General features: G+C 39.1%; 13 protein-coding genes. All 13 read right to left on the bottom strand.

Annotated elements, in window-relative coordinates; genetic code table 11:
- Positions 1–4 precede the first annotated feature (4 nt).
- On the bottom strand, positions 5–1,567 hold the full coding sequence (murJ, locus tag TTE_RS00870; protein WP_011024676.1) for a murein biosynthesis integral membrane protein MurJ: 1,563 nt from the start codon (positions 1,565–1,567) through the stop codon (positions 5–7).
- Positions 1,568–1,577: 10 nt separating this feature from the next.
- A complete protein-coding gene (gene fabZ / locus TTE_RS00865) occupies positions 1,578–2,003 on the bottom strand; it encodes a 3-hydroxyacyl-ACP dehydratase FabZ (RefSeq protein ID WP_011024675.1) in 426 nt (141 codons plus the stop codon).
- A 90-nt stretch (positions 2,004–2,093) separates the two neighbouring features.
- Positions 2,094–2,429 carry a rod-binding protein gene (locus tag TTE_RS00860; RefSeq protein ID WP_011024674.1) on the bottom strand — a complete coding sequence of 112 codons (336 nt, stop codon included), beginning with the start codon at positions 2,427–2,429 and terminating at the stop codon, positions 2,094–2,096.
- A gap of 10 nt (positions 2,430–2,439) precedes the next feature.
- Positions 2,440–3,240: a flagellar basal-body rod protein FlgG gene (gene flgG, locus TTE_RS00855; protein ID WP_011024673.1), complete on the bottom strand. Its 801-nt coding sequence runs from the start codon at positions 3,238–3,240 to the stop codon at positions 2,440–2,442.
- A 15-nt stretch (positions 3,241–3,255) separates the two neighbouring features.
- Positions 3,256–4,011: a flagellar basal-body rod protein FlgF gene (gene flgF, locus TTE_RS00850; protein WP_011024672.1), complete on the bottom strand. Its 756-nt coding sequence runs from the start codon at positions 4,009–4,011 to the stop codon at positions 3,256–3,258.
- A 12-nt stretch (positions 4,012–4,023) separates the two neighbouring features.
- Complete coding sequence (locus TTE_RS00845; RefSeq protein ID WP_009609604.1) at positions 4,024–5,052, bottom strand: rod shape-determining protein; 1,029 nt, start codon at positions 5,050–5,052, stop codon at positions 4,024–4,026.
- A gap of 127 nt (positions 5,053–5,179) precedes the next feature.
- Positions 5,180–5,443: a sporulation transcriptional regulator SpoIIID gene (gene spoIIID / locus TTE_RS00840; protein WP_011024671.1), complete on the bottom strand. Its 264-nt coding sequence runs from the start codon at positions 5,441–5,443 to the stop codon at positions 5,180–5,182.
- 120 nt (positions 5,444–5,563) lie between these two features.
- Positions 5,564–6,376 (bottom strand): M23 family metallopeptidase, encoded by an 813-nt coding sequence (locus TTE_RS00835; protein WP_011024670.1) that lies wholly within the window; start codon positions 6,374–6,376, stop codon positions 5,564–5,566.
- A 68-nt stretch (positions 6,377–6,444) separates the two neighbouring features.
- Positions 6,445–7,482 carry a stage II sporulation protein D gene (gene spoIID, locus TTE_RS00830; RefSeq protein WP_011024669.1) on the bottom strand — a complete coding sequence of 346 codons (1,038 nt, stop codon included), beginning with the start codon at positions 7,480–7,482 and terminating at the stop codon, positions 6,445–6,447.
- Between the two features lie 103 nt (positions 7,483–7,585).
- Positions 7,586–9,067, bottom strand: coding sequence for an S-layer homology domain-containing protein (locus tag TTE_RS00825; RefSeq protein WP_011024668.1), 1,482 nt, complete (start codon positions 9,065–9,067; stop codon positions 7,586–7,588).
- An 18-nt stretch (positions 9,068–9,085) separates the two neighbouring features.
- Positions 9,086–11,614: an S-layer homology domain-containing protein gene (locus TTE_RS00820; RefSeq protein WP_011024667.1), complete on the bottom strand. Its 2,529-nt coding sequence runs from the start codon at positions 11,612–11,614 to the stop codon at positions 9,086–9,088.
- A gap of 12 nt (positions 11,615–11,626) precedes the next feature.
- Positions 11,627–16,891 (bottom strand): IPT/TIG domain-containing protein, encoded by a 5,265-nt coding sequence (locus TTE_RS00815; protein ID WP_011024666.1) that lies wholly within the window; start codon positions 16,889–16,891, stop codon positions 11,627–11,629.
- A gap of 236 nt (positions 16,892–17,127) precedes the next feature.
- Positions 17,128–18,798 (bottom strand): PEP/pyruvate-binding domain-containing protein, encoded by a 1,671-nt coding sequence (locus tag TTE_RS00810; RefSeq protein WP_011024665.1) that lies wholly within the window; start codon positions 18,796–18,798, stop codon positions 17,128–17,130.
- Positions 18,799–18,929: the final 131 nt, after the last annotated feature.

Below are 18,929 nucleotides of genomic sequence, written 5' to 3'. Positions count from 1 at the left end.
CCTCCTATAATCTAACAAATTTAGCATTTATAAACTTAATTCCTTTTTTGAAATAATTAAAGGCATTTTTATCACTTAATAGAACAATTGGAATATAGACCAAAGCCCCAACTATTATGGTCATAAAAAGTGTTAAGGCCTCATAAATCTTTTTATCTGGAACTCTAGCTGTTAGGTGGTTGTAAACAAAATATACAGTAATTCCCATTACTAAAGAAGCCCCCATCGCTTTTAAAAAGCTTATAAGCATTTGTTTTCCATTTATACTGCCAATCTTCTTTTTCAAAGAGTTAAAAAGAAGGAAAGTAGCAAATATTGCAGCAATAGAAGTAGAAAGGGCAAGTCCTCCTAGTTCAAGATACCTCACCAGTATTAAATTAAGGATTATATTTACCAAAACCGCCAAAGCTCCATTTATCATAGGAGTTTTTGTATCTTTCATGGAATAAAAGCTCCTACTTAAGACATCTCTTAAGCCATAGGCCGTCATGCCTATAGCAAAGTAAAAAAGTGCAATGGAAGTAAGATAGGTAGACCTCTCGTCAAAAGCTCCTCTTTCGAATAAAACCCTTATTATGGGGACTCTAAGCACCATCGCCCCTACAGACACCGGCAGAAGTATGTATAAAATTCCGCTTACCGCAAAATTAAGGCTTTTTACAAACCCTTCTTTATCTTCCTGAACGGAATGCCGCGACAGGACAGGGTATATTACAGTGGTAATTGCTGTAGAGAAAATCCCCAGTGCAAACATATTTAATCTGTTCGCATAATTTAAAGCGGCAATACTTCCATCCGGCAAAAAAGAAGCAATTACTCTATCTACATAAACATTTATAGTCTGTATCCCTGTGCCAATTAAAACAGGAATCGCTAATACAATAACCTTTTTTACGCCTTCATCTTTAAAGTTTATTTTCAGCCTAAAGCGATAACCCAATTTATACAAAACAGGTAATTGCATCAATGCCTGAATAAATGTCGCAAATATTATGGAGTAGGCTATTGCAATTATCCCAAACTTATGAGCGTATAAGATAGCCGCTCCGATCACCACAATGTTATAAGGAATGCCTATCATAGCAGGCACAGTAAAATGCTCCATTGCCTGAAGTGCGCCAGTAAAAATGTTGGAACTCGCTATTAAAACCATTGTAGGCAAAAGTATCTCTGTAAGCTTAACAGTAAGTTCAAACTTTTCCCCTGTAAAAGCAGGAGCTACAAACTTTACAAGATAAGGAGCAAATATAATTCCAATAAAAGTTAAAACAATAGTTGCAACACCTACTGTCCCCAGCAAATTGTTTATGAAATCAAAAGCTTTCTCCTTACCCTCTTTTTGATAGTATTCGGTGAAAATAGGTATGACAGTTGTAGCAATAGCAGCTGTGACTGCTGCAAATAATATCATGGGAATTACAGTTGCCATGTTGTAAGCATCCATGAATACAGAGGTGCCAAATTTAGCAGCCAAAGTCACATCTCTAAAAAAACCAAATATTTTGCTTATAAGGGTCAAGACCATTATGACAGAGGCTGCTTTTACTGTCTTTTTCACAGTAGACATACCGCCACTCCTATTCCTCCGCCATCACAAACATGAGTTCAGCAGTAGCTGCGATTTCCTCTCCCACTTTTGCAACGCCTTTAGCTTTGACTAACCCCATCCTAATTGAATCTATTGAGACCTCTAAGATGAGCTGGTCGCCCGGCCGCACAACTTTTTTAAAGCGGCATTTATCAATGCCTGCAAAAAGCCCCAGCTTCCCTTTAAACTCTTCTACATTCATTACAGCAATCCCTGCCACCTGTGCCAGCGCTTCCACAATCAAAACTCCCGGCATTATGGGGTTGTCTGGAAAATGCCCCTGAAAAAAGGGCTCGTTAGATGTAACATTCTTTATCCCGACAGCTCTTTTCCCTTCTTCAAGCTCTATTATCCTATCTACTAGCAAAAAAGGGTATCTGTGGGGAAGAATTTTTCTTATGTCTTTATTTTCCACTTATCCTTCACCCCGTCTATAGATTGACACTTTCAGTTGATATTGATTATACCACAAGTTGCAGAAAAAACAAAAAGGGCTTTTCGCCCTTTAAACCTTTTTAGAAAGTTGGTTGTAAATCTCTTCTGCCAATCCAAAGCCTCCACTTTGCGCCATTAACTCAGCGTATTTGTCATAAAGCATTGAAGTAAATATGTCATTCGCTAAATTATTTCCTGTCAAGGGGTCTTCTGGAATTGTCTTTCTCATCTCTTTCAACATAAGGCTTATGAAATTCGCCTCTAACTGCTTGCAGGCTTCCATAAGTTTATCCTTGTCCTTTTCTTCCATTGCTTTATTTATTATCCTCTCAAAATCCTCCACCTGCTGATTGCCCCAGAGAGGAAGCATATTTTTTATAGCACCTTCAATAGGGTTTATCTCCATCTATTTTCCCCTACCTTCTCAAATTGTTGGCAATCCCCAACATTTCATCTGCTGCCTGTATAGCCTTTGAGTTTATCTCATAAGCCCTTTGGGCAGCAATCATATCCACCATTTCTTTCACTACCTGTACATTAGAGGTCTCTAAAAAGCCTTGCATTACTTTGCCCATTCTTCCTTCAAAGTCATCTCTAGTACCCGGTTGTCCTGAAGCTTCTGTCGCTTCATACAAGTTGTTACCAACGCTTAAAAGCCCTTGTGGATTAGTAAAGTTGTATATTCCTAGTGTCGCAACTTCTTGAGTAGTGCCATCAGGATTTTTTACCTGTATAACTCCCAAAGGAGACACAGTTATATCATTGACATTTCCGTCAAACACAATCGGGTTATTGCTGTCATCCAGAACAGGATAGCCATCGGCAGTCACAAGCATAAAGGTATTCCCATCTGGGCTTAATTTGAAACTTCCGTCTCTTGTATAGTACACCTTGTCATCAGGTCCCAAAACCGCAAAAAAACCGGGCCCGTCCAAAGCCAAATCCAGCGGATTGCCTGTCTGGTAGAGATTGCCTTCAGAAAAGTCCTTTACTATGGCAGAAGGTCTTACACCTACTCCTACCTGCATATTGACAGGACGCCCTTGACCGCCGTACACATTTTCTCTCTGCAGAGTCTGATATATTAAATCCTTGAACTCTGCCCTATCTCTTTTAAAAGCAGTTGTGTTCACATTTGCCAGGTTGTTAGCAATTACATCAACATTGAGCTGTTGAGCAGTCATTCCAGTCGCTGCAGACCACAAAGCTCTCATCATACACTCATGCCCCCTTTACACTCTCCCAACTTCGTTTACCGCTTTCCCTAGAGTCTCGTCAAAAGCAGTTACCACTTTTTGATTTGACTCATAATTTCTCATCACGCTTATCATGTTCACCATCTCTTTTACAGAGTTCACATTAGACCCTTCTAAAAATCCCTGCTTTATTCTGCCTGTAGCTGGAATAATTTGAGTATTTACAGCATTATCCAGATAAAATAAGTTATCTCCTTGCTTTCTCAAAGCATCATAGTTGTCAAAATCCACAATTCTCAGCCTGTCCACCAACTGGCCATTGTTTATAATATTTCCATTCTCATCGACTGAGACATCTCCTTGGGACAGGCGTATTGGTCCATTTTCTCCCAAAACTATATACCCGTCCTTTGTAACCAGATATCCATCGGCATTCATTGTAAAAGCACCATCTCTGGTATACCTTTCCCCTTGAGGGGTATTGACCACAAAAAAGCCATTTCCGTCTATTGCAAAATCCAGTTTCCCTGTAGTCTCCATAAGAGGTCCTTCTTCAAAAACCGTGTGAAAAGTGTCTATCAAAACCCCGTATTCGATTCTGCCCACCTTTCTGTCAGGAGGAACGTTATCTCCCCCTTCTCTTATTGTCTCAAGATTTGGAAAAGATGACAAAACTACTATGTCCTTTTTATATCCAACCGTATTGGCATTTGCGAGGTTGTTTGCCAAAACGTCCATCACTTTGGTCTGGGCAAGCATACCAGAGGCGGCAGTGTACAAACCTCTTATCATCGAATCACCTTCTCACCTTATCTTATGAATGTCTATCACAGTTTCCGATTTTTCAAGAAGTTCCAAAGATTCTAATGCCTTCCCTGCTCCCAATGCCACGCAACTTATAGGGTCATTTGCAAGGTACACAGGTATCTGCATTCTTTCTCTTAACAGCCTGTCCATCCCTTTTAGCAAAGCCCCTCCTCCTGTCAACACCATCCCTTTATCGCTTATGTCTGCTGCAAGCTCTGGAGGCGTCCTTTCCAGCACGCTGTGGACAGCTTCTACAATCTGCTCGAGGGGCTCTTGCAAAGCTTCACAAATTTCACTGGAAGTAACTTCTACATTCTGTGGAAGGCCTGATAACAAGCTCCTTCCCTTTACTACCATTTTTTCTTCTTTTCCGTCAAAATATGCTGTACCTATGTTTATCTTTATCTCTTCTGCCATCCTCTCCCCTATTATTATGTGGTACTTTTTCCTCATGTACCTTATAATAGCCTCGTCAAAGTTATCGCCTGCTACTTTGATGTTTTTAGACACTACTGCACTTCCCAGAGAAATTACAGCGATGTCGGTGGTACCCCCTCCAATGTCCACTATCATGTTCCCACTGGGCTGAGAAATATCAAGCCCCGCTCCAATTGCGGCTGCGATAGGCTCTTCTATTAAGTAGGCTTTTCTGGCTCCTGCCTGCAGTGCAGCATCTATCACGGCTCTTTTTTCAACCTGTGTCACTCCACTAGGTATACATATCATTATCCTAGGTCTTATCAAGAACCTACTTCCACAAGCTTTGTTTATAAAATACCTGAGCATTTTTTCAGTGATGTCATAATCAGAAATGACTCCTGCTCTCAAAGGCTTAATAGCCAGAATATTTCCCGGAGTCCGGCCTACCATTCTCTGGGCTTCCTCACCTACTGCCAGGATTTTGTTGGTGTTTCTGTCTATTGCGACAACTGATGGCTCGTTTAATACGATCCCCTCTCCCCGCACGTAGACCAGGACAGATGCCGTACCAAGGTCAATTCCAATGTCTCTTGAAATCGCAAACATCAAAACTCACCTTTCTCATGTATTTCGACACAAACGGCATCTATTTTAATTATCGACATCGATGCCGAAATGTTTAATCTATCATAAATTATTTAATTCGATACAAACTCCCAAATTCCTTTTTATTTTACGAAATTTTATTATTGAGCTTTTGGTATTTCATTTTTGTGGCTTTTCCTCCTCTTATATGCCTTTCTGCCTTGTTTTTGCTCAAGACCTCCCTAACTTCTTTGTAAAGCTCAAAATTTATCTCTGGAAGCCTCTCAGTGACATCCTTATGGACTGTGCTTTTGCTCACACCGAAAACTTTTGCCGCTTCCCTTACTGTGGCTTTATGCTCCACTATGTATTTTGATATTTCCAGAGTCCTTTCTTCTATATAATCCTTCAAAACTACAACCCCCTTTAGACTTTTTCAAATCTCATTAATATGTATATGCCCGAAGAAAATCATTAGAATACTATTTCAAAAACAAAAAAGGCCTGAATACAGAGTATCCAAGCCTTTTTCTCACTCGCCAAAATAGGGGGTTGGATCGATGGGAACTCCATTCTCCCTCAGTTCAAAATGAAGATGAGGCCCTTCAGCTATTTCAAATTTAGCCGTATCCCCTACTTCACCTATTTGCTGCCCTTTTGTAATTTTATCTCCTTCTTTCACTTTTATATTGTCACCCAGACTCGCGTACACCATTTCCCATATTCCATTTTTTATGACCACTGTGTTACCCAATTTGGGGTCCTTGTACACCTTACTGACTATTCCGTCTGAAGCAGCCACCACTGGCTCTCCTAATTTACCTGCAATGTCTATTCCTTTGTGAGTTGTCCATTCATTTAAAGTCTTAGAATACACTAATTTGTCCTTTGCAAATTCCATCACCACTTTGCCTTCCAAAGGCCTTAGCAATACCAATCTAGTTGATATAGAAGTCTTCTTATCTGTCTTTGCAGGGGAAGGTGTGACAGTCAACTTTTTCGCCTCTGTTGAAAACACTTCTTTTGTTTTTATTTGCTCAGATTTTGCTTCAGGCTCTGCTTCCTTTTTCTCTGGCTCCTTTTGAGCTACATTGAAATCTTGCCCTACTGCCGGCTTTTCTTCTTTTGCCCTCTTCATCTCCTCTTCATAGTCATAGTTTAAGTTGCTCTCCACTGCAGAATTTATTTCTTCCTGCTGTGCCTTTCTAATCTCTTCTAATTTTTTTAAGTTGCTATCAGTAACGTAAACTGCTGTAGCAGCGATTACCACAATTGAAAGGAAAAGCACTATGTAAAACCCTTTTCTGTCAAAGAACCTAAGAAAATTTTCTCTGTTTATTCTCATAAATTCTCACCTCCAAATGGTATTTTAACCACTGTGGAGGCTGTTTATACAAAAAAATGAAAGGTTGTCTAGTGTTTACCTTTCAACAAATCCTCAATTTTCACTATCTCAATTCCCTGATAGTAGTATTTTAATATCTCATCAAACTTTTTCCCCTCTTTTGCCAATGCATTAGCTCCATACTGGCTCATTCCCACTCCATGACCGTATCCAATTACCGTAATTACAATGTCATCCTTCTGCTTGCTGAAGGTAAAATTTGTAGAATTAAGCCCAAAAAGCTCTTTTATTTCTTTCCCCTCAAAAGTTACATCCCCAATTTTTAAAGTTTTTACATGGCCTGCCTGTGTCCTTTCTATGTTTTTTATTTCTGACAAAATATTGTTGCTGGTCAATTTCAAAGAAGGTTGCCTTTCTTTTAATTTTTTTACAAACTCAGCCTGAGAAACAACTACAGTAGTTTTGTACTTTGAAGCCACTTCTTCCCCCGGAGATACGACGCTTCTTAAATAGGGTATCTTTTTCTGCCAAACATCTTCAGAGTTTTCAGTCCTGCCACCGCTTATTGCGTGATATACAGGCAAAATCAAAGCATCCTGATACACCATCACAAGCCCTTTTGTAGAATCCACTGCCTGGGATATCTTGCTATAGTATTTTTCAAAGTTTTCTCCCCATTTTCCCTTAAGCTCCTCTACGGATTGCCAAGCCTGACAGTGTTCGGGGTCTGTGCACACATCTACCCCTTCATGCAAATCACAGCCCTTTCCGCCTAAAGCTACCTCTTTTGCTAGAGCATAAGTCCTTGCTGCAACCGCTTGAGCTTTTAAGGCTTCTATTTCAAACTCCGCAGGCATCTCTGCCGCCACAACACCTTTTACGTAATCTTCTAGCTGCATTTCTTCAATTTTATTCTGATTTGTAATAAAAACTCTTATAACTTCATAAGAGGGGAGTTTGTCAAGCTTTACTGATTTACCTCCCTCAACCAATACTAAATTTTTTTCTACTGAAACCTCATGAGTTGAAAAGCCAAAAATTACAATGGAGGGCAAGATTATAAGGCTTAAGAAAATAGACAATACCCCGTAAAGTAGATATCTCATCTTCCTCCTCCCATCTTTGAGCCTACATAAAAGTATATGTGAGAAAAGATACTCATATTACTTCAAAAAATATATAAAAAGGACCCCCTAGTAAAAGAGGTCCTTATTTAAAATTCAATACTCTTTCTACATAATCAAAAGTCAAATCCTTCATCATAAAATCTATCATACGCGAAATCATTGACGCGGCTTCTTCCCTTGTCACATAGCTTTCAGGATTAAACCTCCCAAAGGTATCGCCGCCCACAAGCCCTATTTCACGGGCCACATATACACTTCTTTTTGCCCACAAGGGAATTGAAGAATCATCTAAAAAACCTGTTTTGAAATACCCCTGTGGCGCCAGATTTTCAAGCCCCAAAGCCCTTATAAATATTACGGCTGCCTGAGCCCGGGTAAGACGCAGGGAGGGCCCAAATTGAGAAGGTCCAATCCCACTTATAAGGCCTATATCACTTGCAGCTTTTATATAACCGTAATTGGGGTCATTTGTCGGTACATCCTTAAAAGGCGAAACTTCGACCGGCATTTTCCTCGCAGAGTAAAGAGCATTTTTGGGAGGCTCATAAGGAGCAATCCCAATAGCTTTTGCTACCGCTACAGCAAAATCTGAACGAAGTATGTAAAGCTTGGGACCAAAGTACAAAGAATCCTTTGGGAAAATTTCTAAGCTTAAAAGCTTGTTTATGTCGTCTTTACCCCATGTCCCGCTTATATCTCTAACCTCCGGGACAACAAGCCTATTCTCTGTATAAATTCCATCCATCCTTAAGCTATTGCTACCAGTATTTCTGCCTATTTCATTCCCATTCTCGTCAAACTTAGGGAGGTTGTAAGCGTAAGTCATAACATCTTCGCTGTTTCTCCTTAAGAGATAGCCCCCTCTAAAGCTTATATACTGCGGGTCATTTTCCACATACTCTATAGAAGACTTATCTGTAAAAGAAACATTTACCTGCACCTCTCCAACCCATTTTTTTACGTTATTTCCCGTTCCAATTGTAGCTTCAATTTGATAGTACATCTGGTGAGTCTCTGCACTGCCATATTTGTGGGAAAATCCTACGGTCTTGTCTTCTATACTCACCTTTACAGTACCTTTATTTCCGTTCATCCTGTAGACCTTTGAACCAGAGTAATTCCCTGCGTAATAGGTAACAGCTGGATTTATGCTTTTCACCTCAGATCCCTGGTAAATATAGCCGTTATTTCTGTCGAGGGTATAGGTATCTCCCCCAATTTTTATACTTTCAGTGTAGTTTTTAAGTGTAGTCTCAGCTATAATCTGATTATATTCAGGTTTTTGCTTTTCTTCCGTAACAAATGTAAGAGTCCTTGTAAGCTTGTCCCCAGAAGGAGTAGAAAGGGTATACCTGTAAGTAGTAGTGGTAGTATCTCCTCTTTTAGAGCTTGTCACTTTTAAGAAGCCGCTAAATACAACAGGTTCTCCTGTTATGAAAACTACCTCTTTGTACTCCTGCTCATTTGAAATTCCCGCTTCAAATCCAGAATTATAGGCAAAGATATTAGCAGGAAACATAGAAAAAAGAAAGACAAAGAAAAACGCAAAAGCCAATTTTTTCATTTCCCATTCCCCCGCTTCTTATTTGACAGTTACAATTATTCCCCTGGAGGCGCTTCTTATCATGTATATAAAATCTCCTTTTTTGAGAGAAGAAACATCAACTGTGCGACCATCCTTCACAATAACTGCCTTTGAAAGGTCTACCACCTCTAAGCTGGTGTTAAGATTCCATATGCCCTCTACTTCATTCCAATCCTTTACTTCAGAAACTGTAACTTTAGTCCCTTCTATACCCTCAACTTTTGCAGTAGACACCCTCTCATTATTATCAGAAGGCATTACGTTAATGGCAACAGCATTATCGCCATTAGCAACAACATAAGCAAAGGCGTCCTTAAACTGTGAACTTCCGTATCTTATATTGAGAAGTTCACTGTAAGGAACGACTTTACTTTCTTTATCCCTATTGTCTACTACAAAAGTACTATCTCCTACGTAAAATACCCTAGAACCTGAAACAAAACTCCACTGGTTATTGCTTATTTCATAATAGCCTGTCACAGTAGAGTAGTAAGAACCTCTCCACGGAACATCTCCAACTGTCACAGAATTTGCTGTGGCGTAGAACAAATACCCTTTAGCGTAATAGTAAGATGGAACATCAACAGTATCTATTACTGATACGAAATTGGCATGAAGGTTATCTTCTTTTGAAAATGAAACATAAACTTGATTGCTCTTCAAGCTATTTGCCGGCACTCTCCTTCCGCCTTTTACTACAATTGTACCATCATTTACAGTTACTTTTCTCCCATCAGAAAGGGTCAAAGTCATGGAATAGGGGTCAAAACTAGCCATCCCCTGATAAGCCATTGTAAAGGGTGAAACTATATTTGCAAAGGTTATATATTCTTTGCCAAAGTGATTCTCTGTAGTTATGTAAATTGTCCTGCCAGTGTAATTTTTAAGACTTGACTCATCAATTTTCAAGCCATTTAGATAAAACTCTGCCTTCTCAAAAGGATATGAAACATAATCAGACACTTTCTGCCACGTACCTTGGTAATACTTTTCTACATTGCTCAAATTAATAACTTTACTAAGAGGCATTACACTACCCAAAGTCCCTCTGAACACACCAGTAACATTGTAATAGCCGTTGTCTACCAAAACTTTTATAGGGGTATCGCTATAAGGGTCATCAAAAATGAGATTTACATAATCCCCTATCTTCAAAGAAGATAAAGAGGCAGAAACTCCTCCCTTTACCAAAGGAATATTTGGAGATATGTAGTAGGTATCTCCGCTATCCAGCGTTATATCAATTCCACCTTTTGTTAAATCTCCCTGTGGATTTTGAATAGAAATTATACTACCTGTGACCTGCCTGGAACCTGCCTCTATCTTATCAGAAGCGTATTCTTCATAATTGACATCTATCCTGTAAGCAGTGCCTCCCTCAAGATAGGCAAGGATAGTCTGCCCTACTCTCAAGTCTTTAGTAGAAGCTGGATAATCGTTTATATACACTTCAGTATAAGAGGTGTAGGAAAAAGTATTGCTGTAATTATAGCCTCCCTTCAAAGCTATTGTAGAAGGCGTTATATTAACTATCTCGCCATACACCACCGTCTCATTCTGAGGCAGTTTCTCTGCAAATATCACTTTGCCATCTTTTATATAAAATCTGACTTTATCCCCCACTGTAAAGGCCTGCGAATATACTGGCTTTCCATTAGAAATGGTTAAAAAATCCAAAAGATGCCCCCCACCGTTTGAAGAAGGTCTTACTTTAGTAACTACAAAATTTTCCTGACCCATTTGATTTGAAATTACAAAGGTATTCTTCATAGCTCCTTCGCCAACCAAATTTTCCTGCAAAATATTCTTTATGGTGCCAGTCAAAACGGAGTATCCCATCAGGGAGTAGGAATAATTAAAGACTCTATTGAGGACTGAAGCCATCTGCTCTCTTGTAATATTTGTCTTGGGTCTAAATTTTCCATCGCTGTACCCTGACATTATACCCCTTTTTACAACAGCACCTACATAGGGAAGGTAGGAAGAATTAATATCTTTTACGTCCCGAAAGGTGTAAACCTGCTGCAAATCAGTGCCGGATAAAGGCTGAAAGCCCAGACCTTTTGCAAGCCAGTAAGCAACTTCTTCTCTTGTAGCATTTAAAGTAAAGTCAGTATTAAGTTCATCCTTTGTAAGCAAATTGGCCTTTAAGGCTGCATCAATTACTCCCTTTGCCCAATCGTCCACTTTAAATTTGGGGGGAAGAGTGGCAGGCATACTTCCTGCCACTCCTGTAGAGGAGGATGTGTTAGTAAGCCTTACTATATATGCTAAAGCCTCTTCTTTTTTCAAGTAGCTCTTGGGGTAAAATTTCTGATCTCCTCCGCCTCTTATAACGGAAAGAGCTGCCATTTTCATTATGTCGTACTTGGCGAAGCTATTTTGTATATCTTTAAATATCATGTTGTGATATATACTTGGAGCATACTCTACCCCGTAGAAAGTTGTTTGAGCATAACTAACAGAATTTAACTGAAGTAAAAAAATCAAAGCGAGTAAAAAGGCTAAAAGTCTTTTCCCCTTCATCTTTTTCACTCCTTAATACGTTACAGCAATCTGACCGGGTGAAGAAATTTTCCCTGATACAGTATTTTTATTGCGATCTACGTTGTACATAATTACCATAGGATTAGGGCCAACATACGGTAAATAATAGGTAATGTAAGAAATCTTCGCGCGGTTTATATCTTTCTTACCCAATCTATTATTTTCTACACCTATTAACACGTAAATGTTATTTTTGAAATTGGTGTAATTTACCGCCTTGCCATCAGTTATTTTTTCATACTTTATGTCGTATATATCTGACAGAATTGTTACATTTTTAGACAAGTTTTTCACCATATCCTCATACTCTTTCCCTGTGATCCTAGTTATTGTTATCCTGTCATAATCTCCAGTAAAATAGAGGTCAGTTAAGTAAAATTCCATCTCAAATTTCTGAGTGTAAATCTTAACCTTTTTTGCTGTATTCTTATATTTAGACGGCACATTTATTACCCATTTGTTTATATTTTTGTAAATATCATCTTTAAAGTTTAGAATGTACTCGCTCTCAGAGGTATCGCCCAGTGTCACAATTAATGCTCCATTCGATGTAGAAATGCTCGTCTTATTCTCCTTTGCCCCTTCAACGTAAGTGTCGTACTTGCTATTTGAAGACCTGTCAGTTGTACTTGAAGCTGTCACGAAATTGCTAGGTCCTAATTCATTGACAGCCCGCAGCGCAAACGTGTATTTTGTATTTGGGCTCAAATTTGTTACATAGTATTCCAGTTTGTCAGTAGAAGCTATAAATTTATAGGTACTGTCCGAAACCAGGTATATCTCGTAATACTTAGCTCCTTTTGTCTCTGACCAGCGAAGTCTTAAAGTATGGTCATTTCCTGGTATACTCTCCACCCAGAAGCCTACAGGTTCATCAGGGACAGTCTGTACATAGGTAAATCCCTGCGGAAAAACTGCATCGGCATAGTCAGGGTTTCTGACAATGACATCTACTTTCCCTTCTGGATGAGAAGGAGTAGTAGCAATAATCGTGTTATAGCTTTTTACAACTACATTCAAAGCTTCTTTTTCTCCAAAAAATACTCTCGCTCCCTGCCTAAAATCATCGCCTGTAATTGTCACTGTCTCTCCGCCTTTGGTAGAGCCCGTGTTTGGAGTAATAGATGTGATCTTGGGCTTAGTCTCTGTTGCAATATATGTAAATCCGTTTTTCAAAGTAAAGCTTCCTCCATCCTCTTCGTTAAAGACTGTTACATCAACTGACCTATTTATATCTTTCTGAGGGTCTCCAGGCGGTGTAAGTATCACAATTGTGTCTGGAGAAACAGAGATTACTTTCGCCTCATAGGCATCAAAGTACACTTTGACTTTATCTCTAAAGTCTTTTCCCTTTATCACCACATACGTCCCGCCATTTATACTGCCTCTGTCTGGTGTAATAGAATATATCTGAGGATGTGTGCTGGGAGACACATATTCTACCTTAAAAGTAGCCGTGCCACCGTCAGGATTGACAACTTTTAACTCTTTCGTTCCTACTTTATCCACTGGTGGAGCGATAAATTTTATCATTGTGCTGTCGACAACCTGCACGTCTTTTACCTCCACCCCATCTATGTAGACAGAGGAGCCAGGAAGTATCAATTTGTCCTTATCATAAACGGGTACTGAAAAATCGTTTCCTACTATTATTCCGTAGGTTCCACCGGTTTTGTCAAATTTAGGAGGAATTACCTGCTTAATCTGCGGCTTTGATTGAATGTAAGTATATCCTCCCTCAAGGTATCCTAACCCTCCGTCGTAATTTACCACAGTAACTCTCACTTTCCCAGGTGCATTGGGAGGAGTTATGACTTTAAGAGTTCCATAGTCTATATATACGACTTTTTGTGCTTTTACATTCCCAAAATACACATCAGGGCCTATCGGGTTGCCATTTTCATCTTTTAAAATGTTCCCTTGTTCATCTTTAGAAATTCTGAAATCCTGTCCGTATATTGTGACCTCCTGACCTCCATAGGTAGAGCCTTTGTCAGGCTCGACCTTTGTAATTACAGGCTGGCTGTTTGGAATTACATAAGTAAATCCCGTTTCTCCCTCGTGGATTCCATAAGTGTAATTCCCACCGTCATAATTTACAACTGTGACATACGTCTTGCCAGGCTTGCCCGGAGGTGTAATTGCTGTTATCGACTTGCCGTCAGGGCTTACCACCACATTTGTGGCTTTATTTCCTCCTATGAAAACTTCTGCCCCTCTTCTAAAGTCCTGCCCTTCAATCAAAATAGCTGTACCGCCATTTACCGTACCAAAATTAGGGGTAACAGAGGTTATTACGGGATTGCTCTCTGGTACTAAAAAGTGGAATTTTTCAGGAGCCACTGCCGTAGCGGTGTCTGGGTTTACTACTTTTATTTCATAAAGGCCGGTGTACTTCATATCAGGAATAATGCCTATTATAGTGTTTTCATCCAGCACATACACATTTTCAAGGACAGTATTGCCTATATACGCTTTTGCTCCTTCACTGTCCCCTACTTTTTTAGAAAAGTCACTTCCAAAGATGTAAATCAATGTGCCTTTTCCACCATAATTTGGAACTACCTTTGTTATCTGAGGCTTTGTCTCAATAAGCACGTACTCAAATCCATCTACAAGCAAAGCCACTCCTCCATCAGAAGGATTCACAACCTGAACTATTTTTTTGCCCAGAGTGCCCGGAGGTGTGGTAGCTTCTATCTCAGTGTTTCCGCTTGAAACCTTTTTAACGCTCGCCTGCACTCCGTCTATGGTCACAATGCTTCCTTTTTCAAAATTGCTGCCTGTAATCTTAATGAGGGTTCCCCCTTTTGTAGGCCCTTTATTAGGGTCTACAGAAATAATGCTGGGTTTTTTCTGAGTATCTTTTATCTCAAAGGCGTTTGGCAAAGTAACGCTTCCACCTATTGTCCCGTTTATTCCATCGTAGTTTTTAATTGTGACATCGTACCAACCTACAGGATATGGAGTAGATGTCTCCGGTATTAAAGCCTTTATCTTTGTACCTATGTTAAACTTTTTCCCATCTATCAAATTCCCATCCTTATCTTCAACACTTATCACTTTAAGCTGTATATTGCCTATTCTGACATCTGGGTATTCAGGAGAATAAACTCCATCTACCACTGTTTGCCCTACAAAAAAGTCTGACCCGTAGATGGTAATGAGATTACCCCCATATTTCGACCCAAAATTTGTAAATATACTGCTTATAGAAGGAGCAGTGTAGTAATAATAGCCATTTTTGTACACATAAAAGCCTCTCTGTGAATCAGCATCTTTATTTACTACTTTTACATCCACATAACCTAAGTCAGTAGAAGGAGGTGAGATGACTGTCAATACTGATTTATTATCTCCTCCTGTTGTAAGGTCTTTCACAGTTGCCAGTTTATCTCCAAAATATACTTTTACTCCAGGCCTTATGTCAAAGCCCTGTATAATTACCGTATCTCCTCCCGCACGGCTTCCCGTATTTGGAGAAACAGACAGAATTACAGGATTTGACGGCAAAGGCTTATAAGTAAATTTGGAAGGAGGAGAGCTCTGTTCAGAATACTGCATGACTACATTCCCGTTTGTATCCTTGACTGTCGTTTCAACTGTGACGACTACATCTACAGGCATATTTTGTCCAGGAGGATTCAAGGTCACACTGGGAGATAATACATTTAAAGTCTGCTGTCCTGTCTCAGGTTTATACACATTTTCAATTTGCGCCTTATTTCCTCCAAATGTCACATAAAGCTTTCTTTCTCTGGTACCCGTGACATAATTTCCAGTAACAGGATCTTTGTAGGTGTAATTTGTATTAACATAAGTTATCTCTGTCTTATCTTCGTTATAGGTATAGGTAGAAGGGTCATCATTTTTTTGAAAATTAAATCCCCAAAGAGTAACTGGCGTATTTCCGCTTTCATACCCCTCTGTTGGGTTCATATCTATTACTACCATCGTATCTTCAACAGCCAAATAGAAAAAGGCATTTTGCTTAGTAACAGTATAGCCCGTAACAGGGTCTACAACCGTCACATCGACTGGACCTGACTTCGAATAAGGAGGTGTCACGACTTGTATAGCCCTTTGATTTTCTGTAAGGCCAGGTAGTGTAATACTCTGAACACTTTTTGCAGCTACACCGCCAAATTTCACGATTAAATCCTCTCTCAAATTCTGCCCAACAATGACAACCTTTGTCCCGCCAGAGACAGAACCTGCATTAGGAGTAATATTATCTATTGTGAATATGGCAGGTGTAGGTATTATTTTCAATGCTCCTACTAAAGTAGCAGTAGAACCGTTTGATGCGACTATGTCTATATTCTGATACTCCAAAGTGGTATCTTTGGGAGCAGGAACTTTGACTGTCATCTCTGTATCGCTTTTTATATTGATATCAGATGAATTAACGAGGTTATTCCCTATATACACTTTAAAATCGCTTCCTAAAGAATTAAAACCCCTACCATATATTGTAATTTCATCCCCTACAATTGCTACATATTTAGAAAGCCCTGTTATGTCATGATTTACAGCATAAATTTGAGTTTGTTTGGTATCAGACCCTCTGTATATGTTTGTAACAGTCACCGTATATGTAGAAGTAGGGTCTATAAAAATATTTTGAGGAATAGTAGTTACGAGTACAGAACCACTTTGAGAAACTACTGAGGCAGTTTCGCCGTTTATCTGAACAAGCCCTACATCGTTAAAATAACTCCCTTCCATCCTTATGTAAGATTTACTGGTTCTACCCACTATGTTCCCGTTTGAATCTTTCACTAGAGTAATAAAATTGTCAAGCGCAACCTTAGAAATGGAAGGATTATTTACATAAGTAAAACCGTTGAATATAGCAGCACTCTGCCCATCACTTCTGTGAACTATAATCGTGTAAGGAATATTTGCAGAAAGTCCAATAGAGGTAGCAGGAGGAACTTTAGCGTAAATTGTATTTTCATTCACACTCAAAATAGTGAGCTTTTTCGATGTGTCAGGAGAATCTATGTAGACATAATCGACAGAAGCAGTGACATTGCCACTGGCATCGTACGTTACAAATCCGCTTCCCGTAATTTTTATGTCGGTATACTTATCCACTGGGCCTTTAGCAGGTGAAGCCATTGTCCCGTCAAGTCTTAAGGAATAAATTGCAGTTATATTAGGGGGATAAGCACCATAAGCTTTCGACATATTTCCCGGGAAAAGAGAAAAAAGCATTAAAATAGCTACAACCATCGCTAAAATTCTTCTCATGACCCTTCTGCTCCCTTCAATTCTCAAGATAGCTCACTTTATTTTATCGGTATTAAAAGACCTAAACTTTAGCTCAAGATAAAAAAATAGCTGCTCTAGAGCAGCCTACATTGGGTTGGGGGTGCAGAATATTAAATTTTATGGGGAAAAGGGGAATCATTCTTACAGTTTAGATTATATTACACTATTTTGACATTTTAAATAGGACTTATGTCTCATTTTTTACATAAATCGACTTATTTTTCATTAGATATCACATATCCCACCATTTTCTCACCGTCTAAATAAGCATCAAACCTGCCTTCAAAAATTTTTACCCCTGTGTCGATATAGCTGCCTTTTTTGAACCACTGTTCATTGAAGATGTTATTTTCATATCCATCAAAAACAGGCATGTACAAAATGTTGTCGGCATCCAAATCCGCAAAAAAGTGCGTTCCATAGGAAAGTTCAGGCATAAAATCCCCGTTTTTTATCCCAAGCTCAACAATCATAGCCGCATTTGATATTTCATTGTAAATCACAGGAACACCGAGATACGGGTTGGAAGAACCCCATCTGCCAGGCCCTACTAATATATACCTGTCCCCTAAGCTTTTATTTATGCGCCCTATTATGCGCGCAATCTCATGTTTATCTTTGTAATTACTGTAAACTTCATGGTCTACATATACAATATACTTTATATTTTTCAAAACCCCATTTGTTAGCATTCTATCTCCTTTTAATAAAACACATCTTTTGTCAATGTCCTTAGGTATGTGAACTTTTCTGAAAGTTTCATAAGAACTCAAAGGCCGTGCCTGCACAAGATAGAACTCTCCAGTCTCAAGGTCATAAGTAAATTCTATATCTACAGGTACTTTCATCTCACTTTCCAAACACTTAAATAGAGCCGAAACCATGTTAAAGAAAGCTTTGTGCCTTCTCGGAAAATTTTCAAAGGTAAAAATGTACTTTTCTAACCCGCTTTTAGAACTTAACATATTAAGGTTAAGAATTGCATTATCTTTTCTCGAGTAGACTTGAGCTATATCGCTTATTCTCGGATGATAGCTTAAAAACTGAGGAACGTCATTTATATCGTAAGTCTCAAGCTCTCCTGTCATCAAATTCAGCACATCAAAGGCTTCCTGTGAATTTTTGGCGATTTCTTGAGGGTTATTGCCTTCGGGCCTTAAGCGAAGATTTGTAAGGGAAAATATTCTTGCATACCCTCTCCCTGTACACTTTGTACCCAAGCCAAATACCAGTCTCACCACTCCGTCTTCTATCTTAATCCTATCTGTCCACCTTCTATAATTTCTGGAAAATCCCACTCCTGACACGTCAGGATAGAAGTATATTCCCTTTTGACTGCCAATCAGCCTCTGCACTATAACTCCCATAAGCTCTCTCTGTCCTGATGCGTGTTTCTTCCTGTAAGTTACAGCATCAGGTCCGTACACGCTTAAATACACTTCTTTAATGGCTTTTTCCAGCTGTTTTAGCCTTTCCCTCTCTGTTCCCCTGTTGGATATAAAAGTTGTGTAGTATTTACCAGCAAAAGAATATTTTATATTGTCCTCCAGCAAGGAAGAAGACCTGACCGCCAGAGGATAATCCATCACCTGTAAAATTTCTTTTAACATTTTTTTGTACTCCGGAGGAAACTCCGCTTCTTTAAACCTTATTTCAGCCTCTTCATAAGGGGTATTTTCATCTATGTCTTCAAGGCGGTTATACTCTAAAAACATTTCGTAGTAATCGGTGGCTATAAAAAAGCTTTCAGGAATTTTTACAGTTCCTTTGAAGTCTTTATAATATTTTTCTAAAACTTCCTCGGCAAAAGAAAGCCCGGAAGCTTTGCCCCCAATAGATCCGTTCCCAAAAATTTTATATTTTTTACCTGAGAAAATTTCTAACATTTTCTCCACCGCCTAACACATTTTAATTTTAAAAAAATTATATCATGAGATTTTTCAATAAACAACAAAAACCTGGTCATCTAAACTGTGCAAAACTGCACTAGTTTAGAAGGCTGGGCTATTTGTAGTCC

This window comes from Caldanaerobacter subterraneus subsp. tengcongensis MB4 (genome assembly GCF_000007085.1).
Classification (GTDB): Bacteria; Bacillota; Thermoanaerobacteria; order Thermoanaerobacterales; family Thermoanaerobacteraceae; genus Thermoanaerobacter; species Thermoanaerobacter subterraneus.
This window is presented reverse-complemented; position numbering and strand designations above follow the sequence as displayed.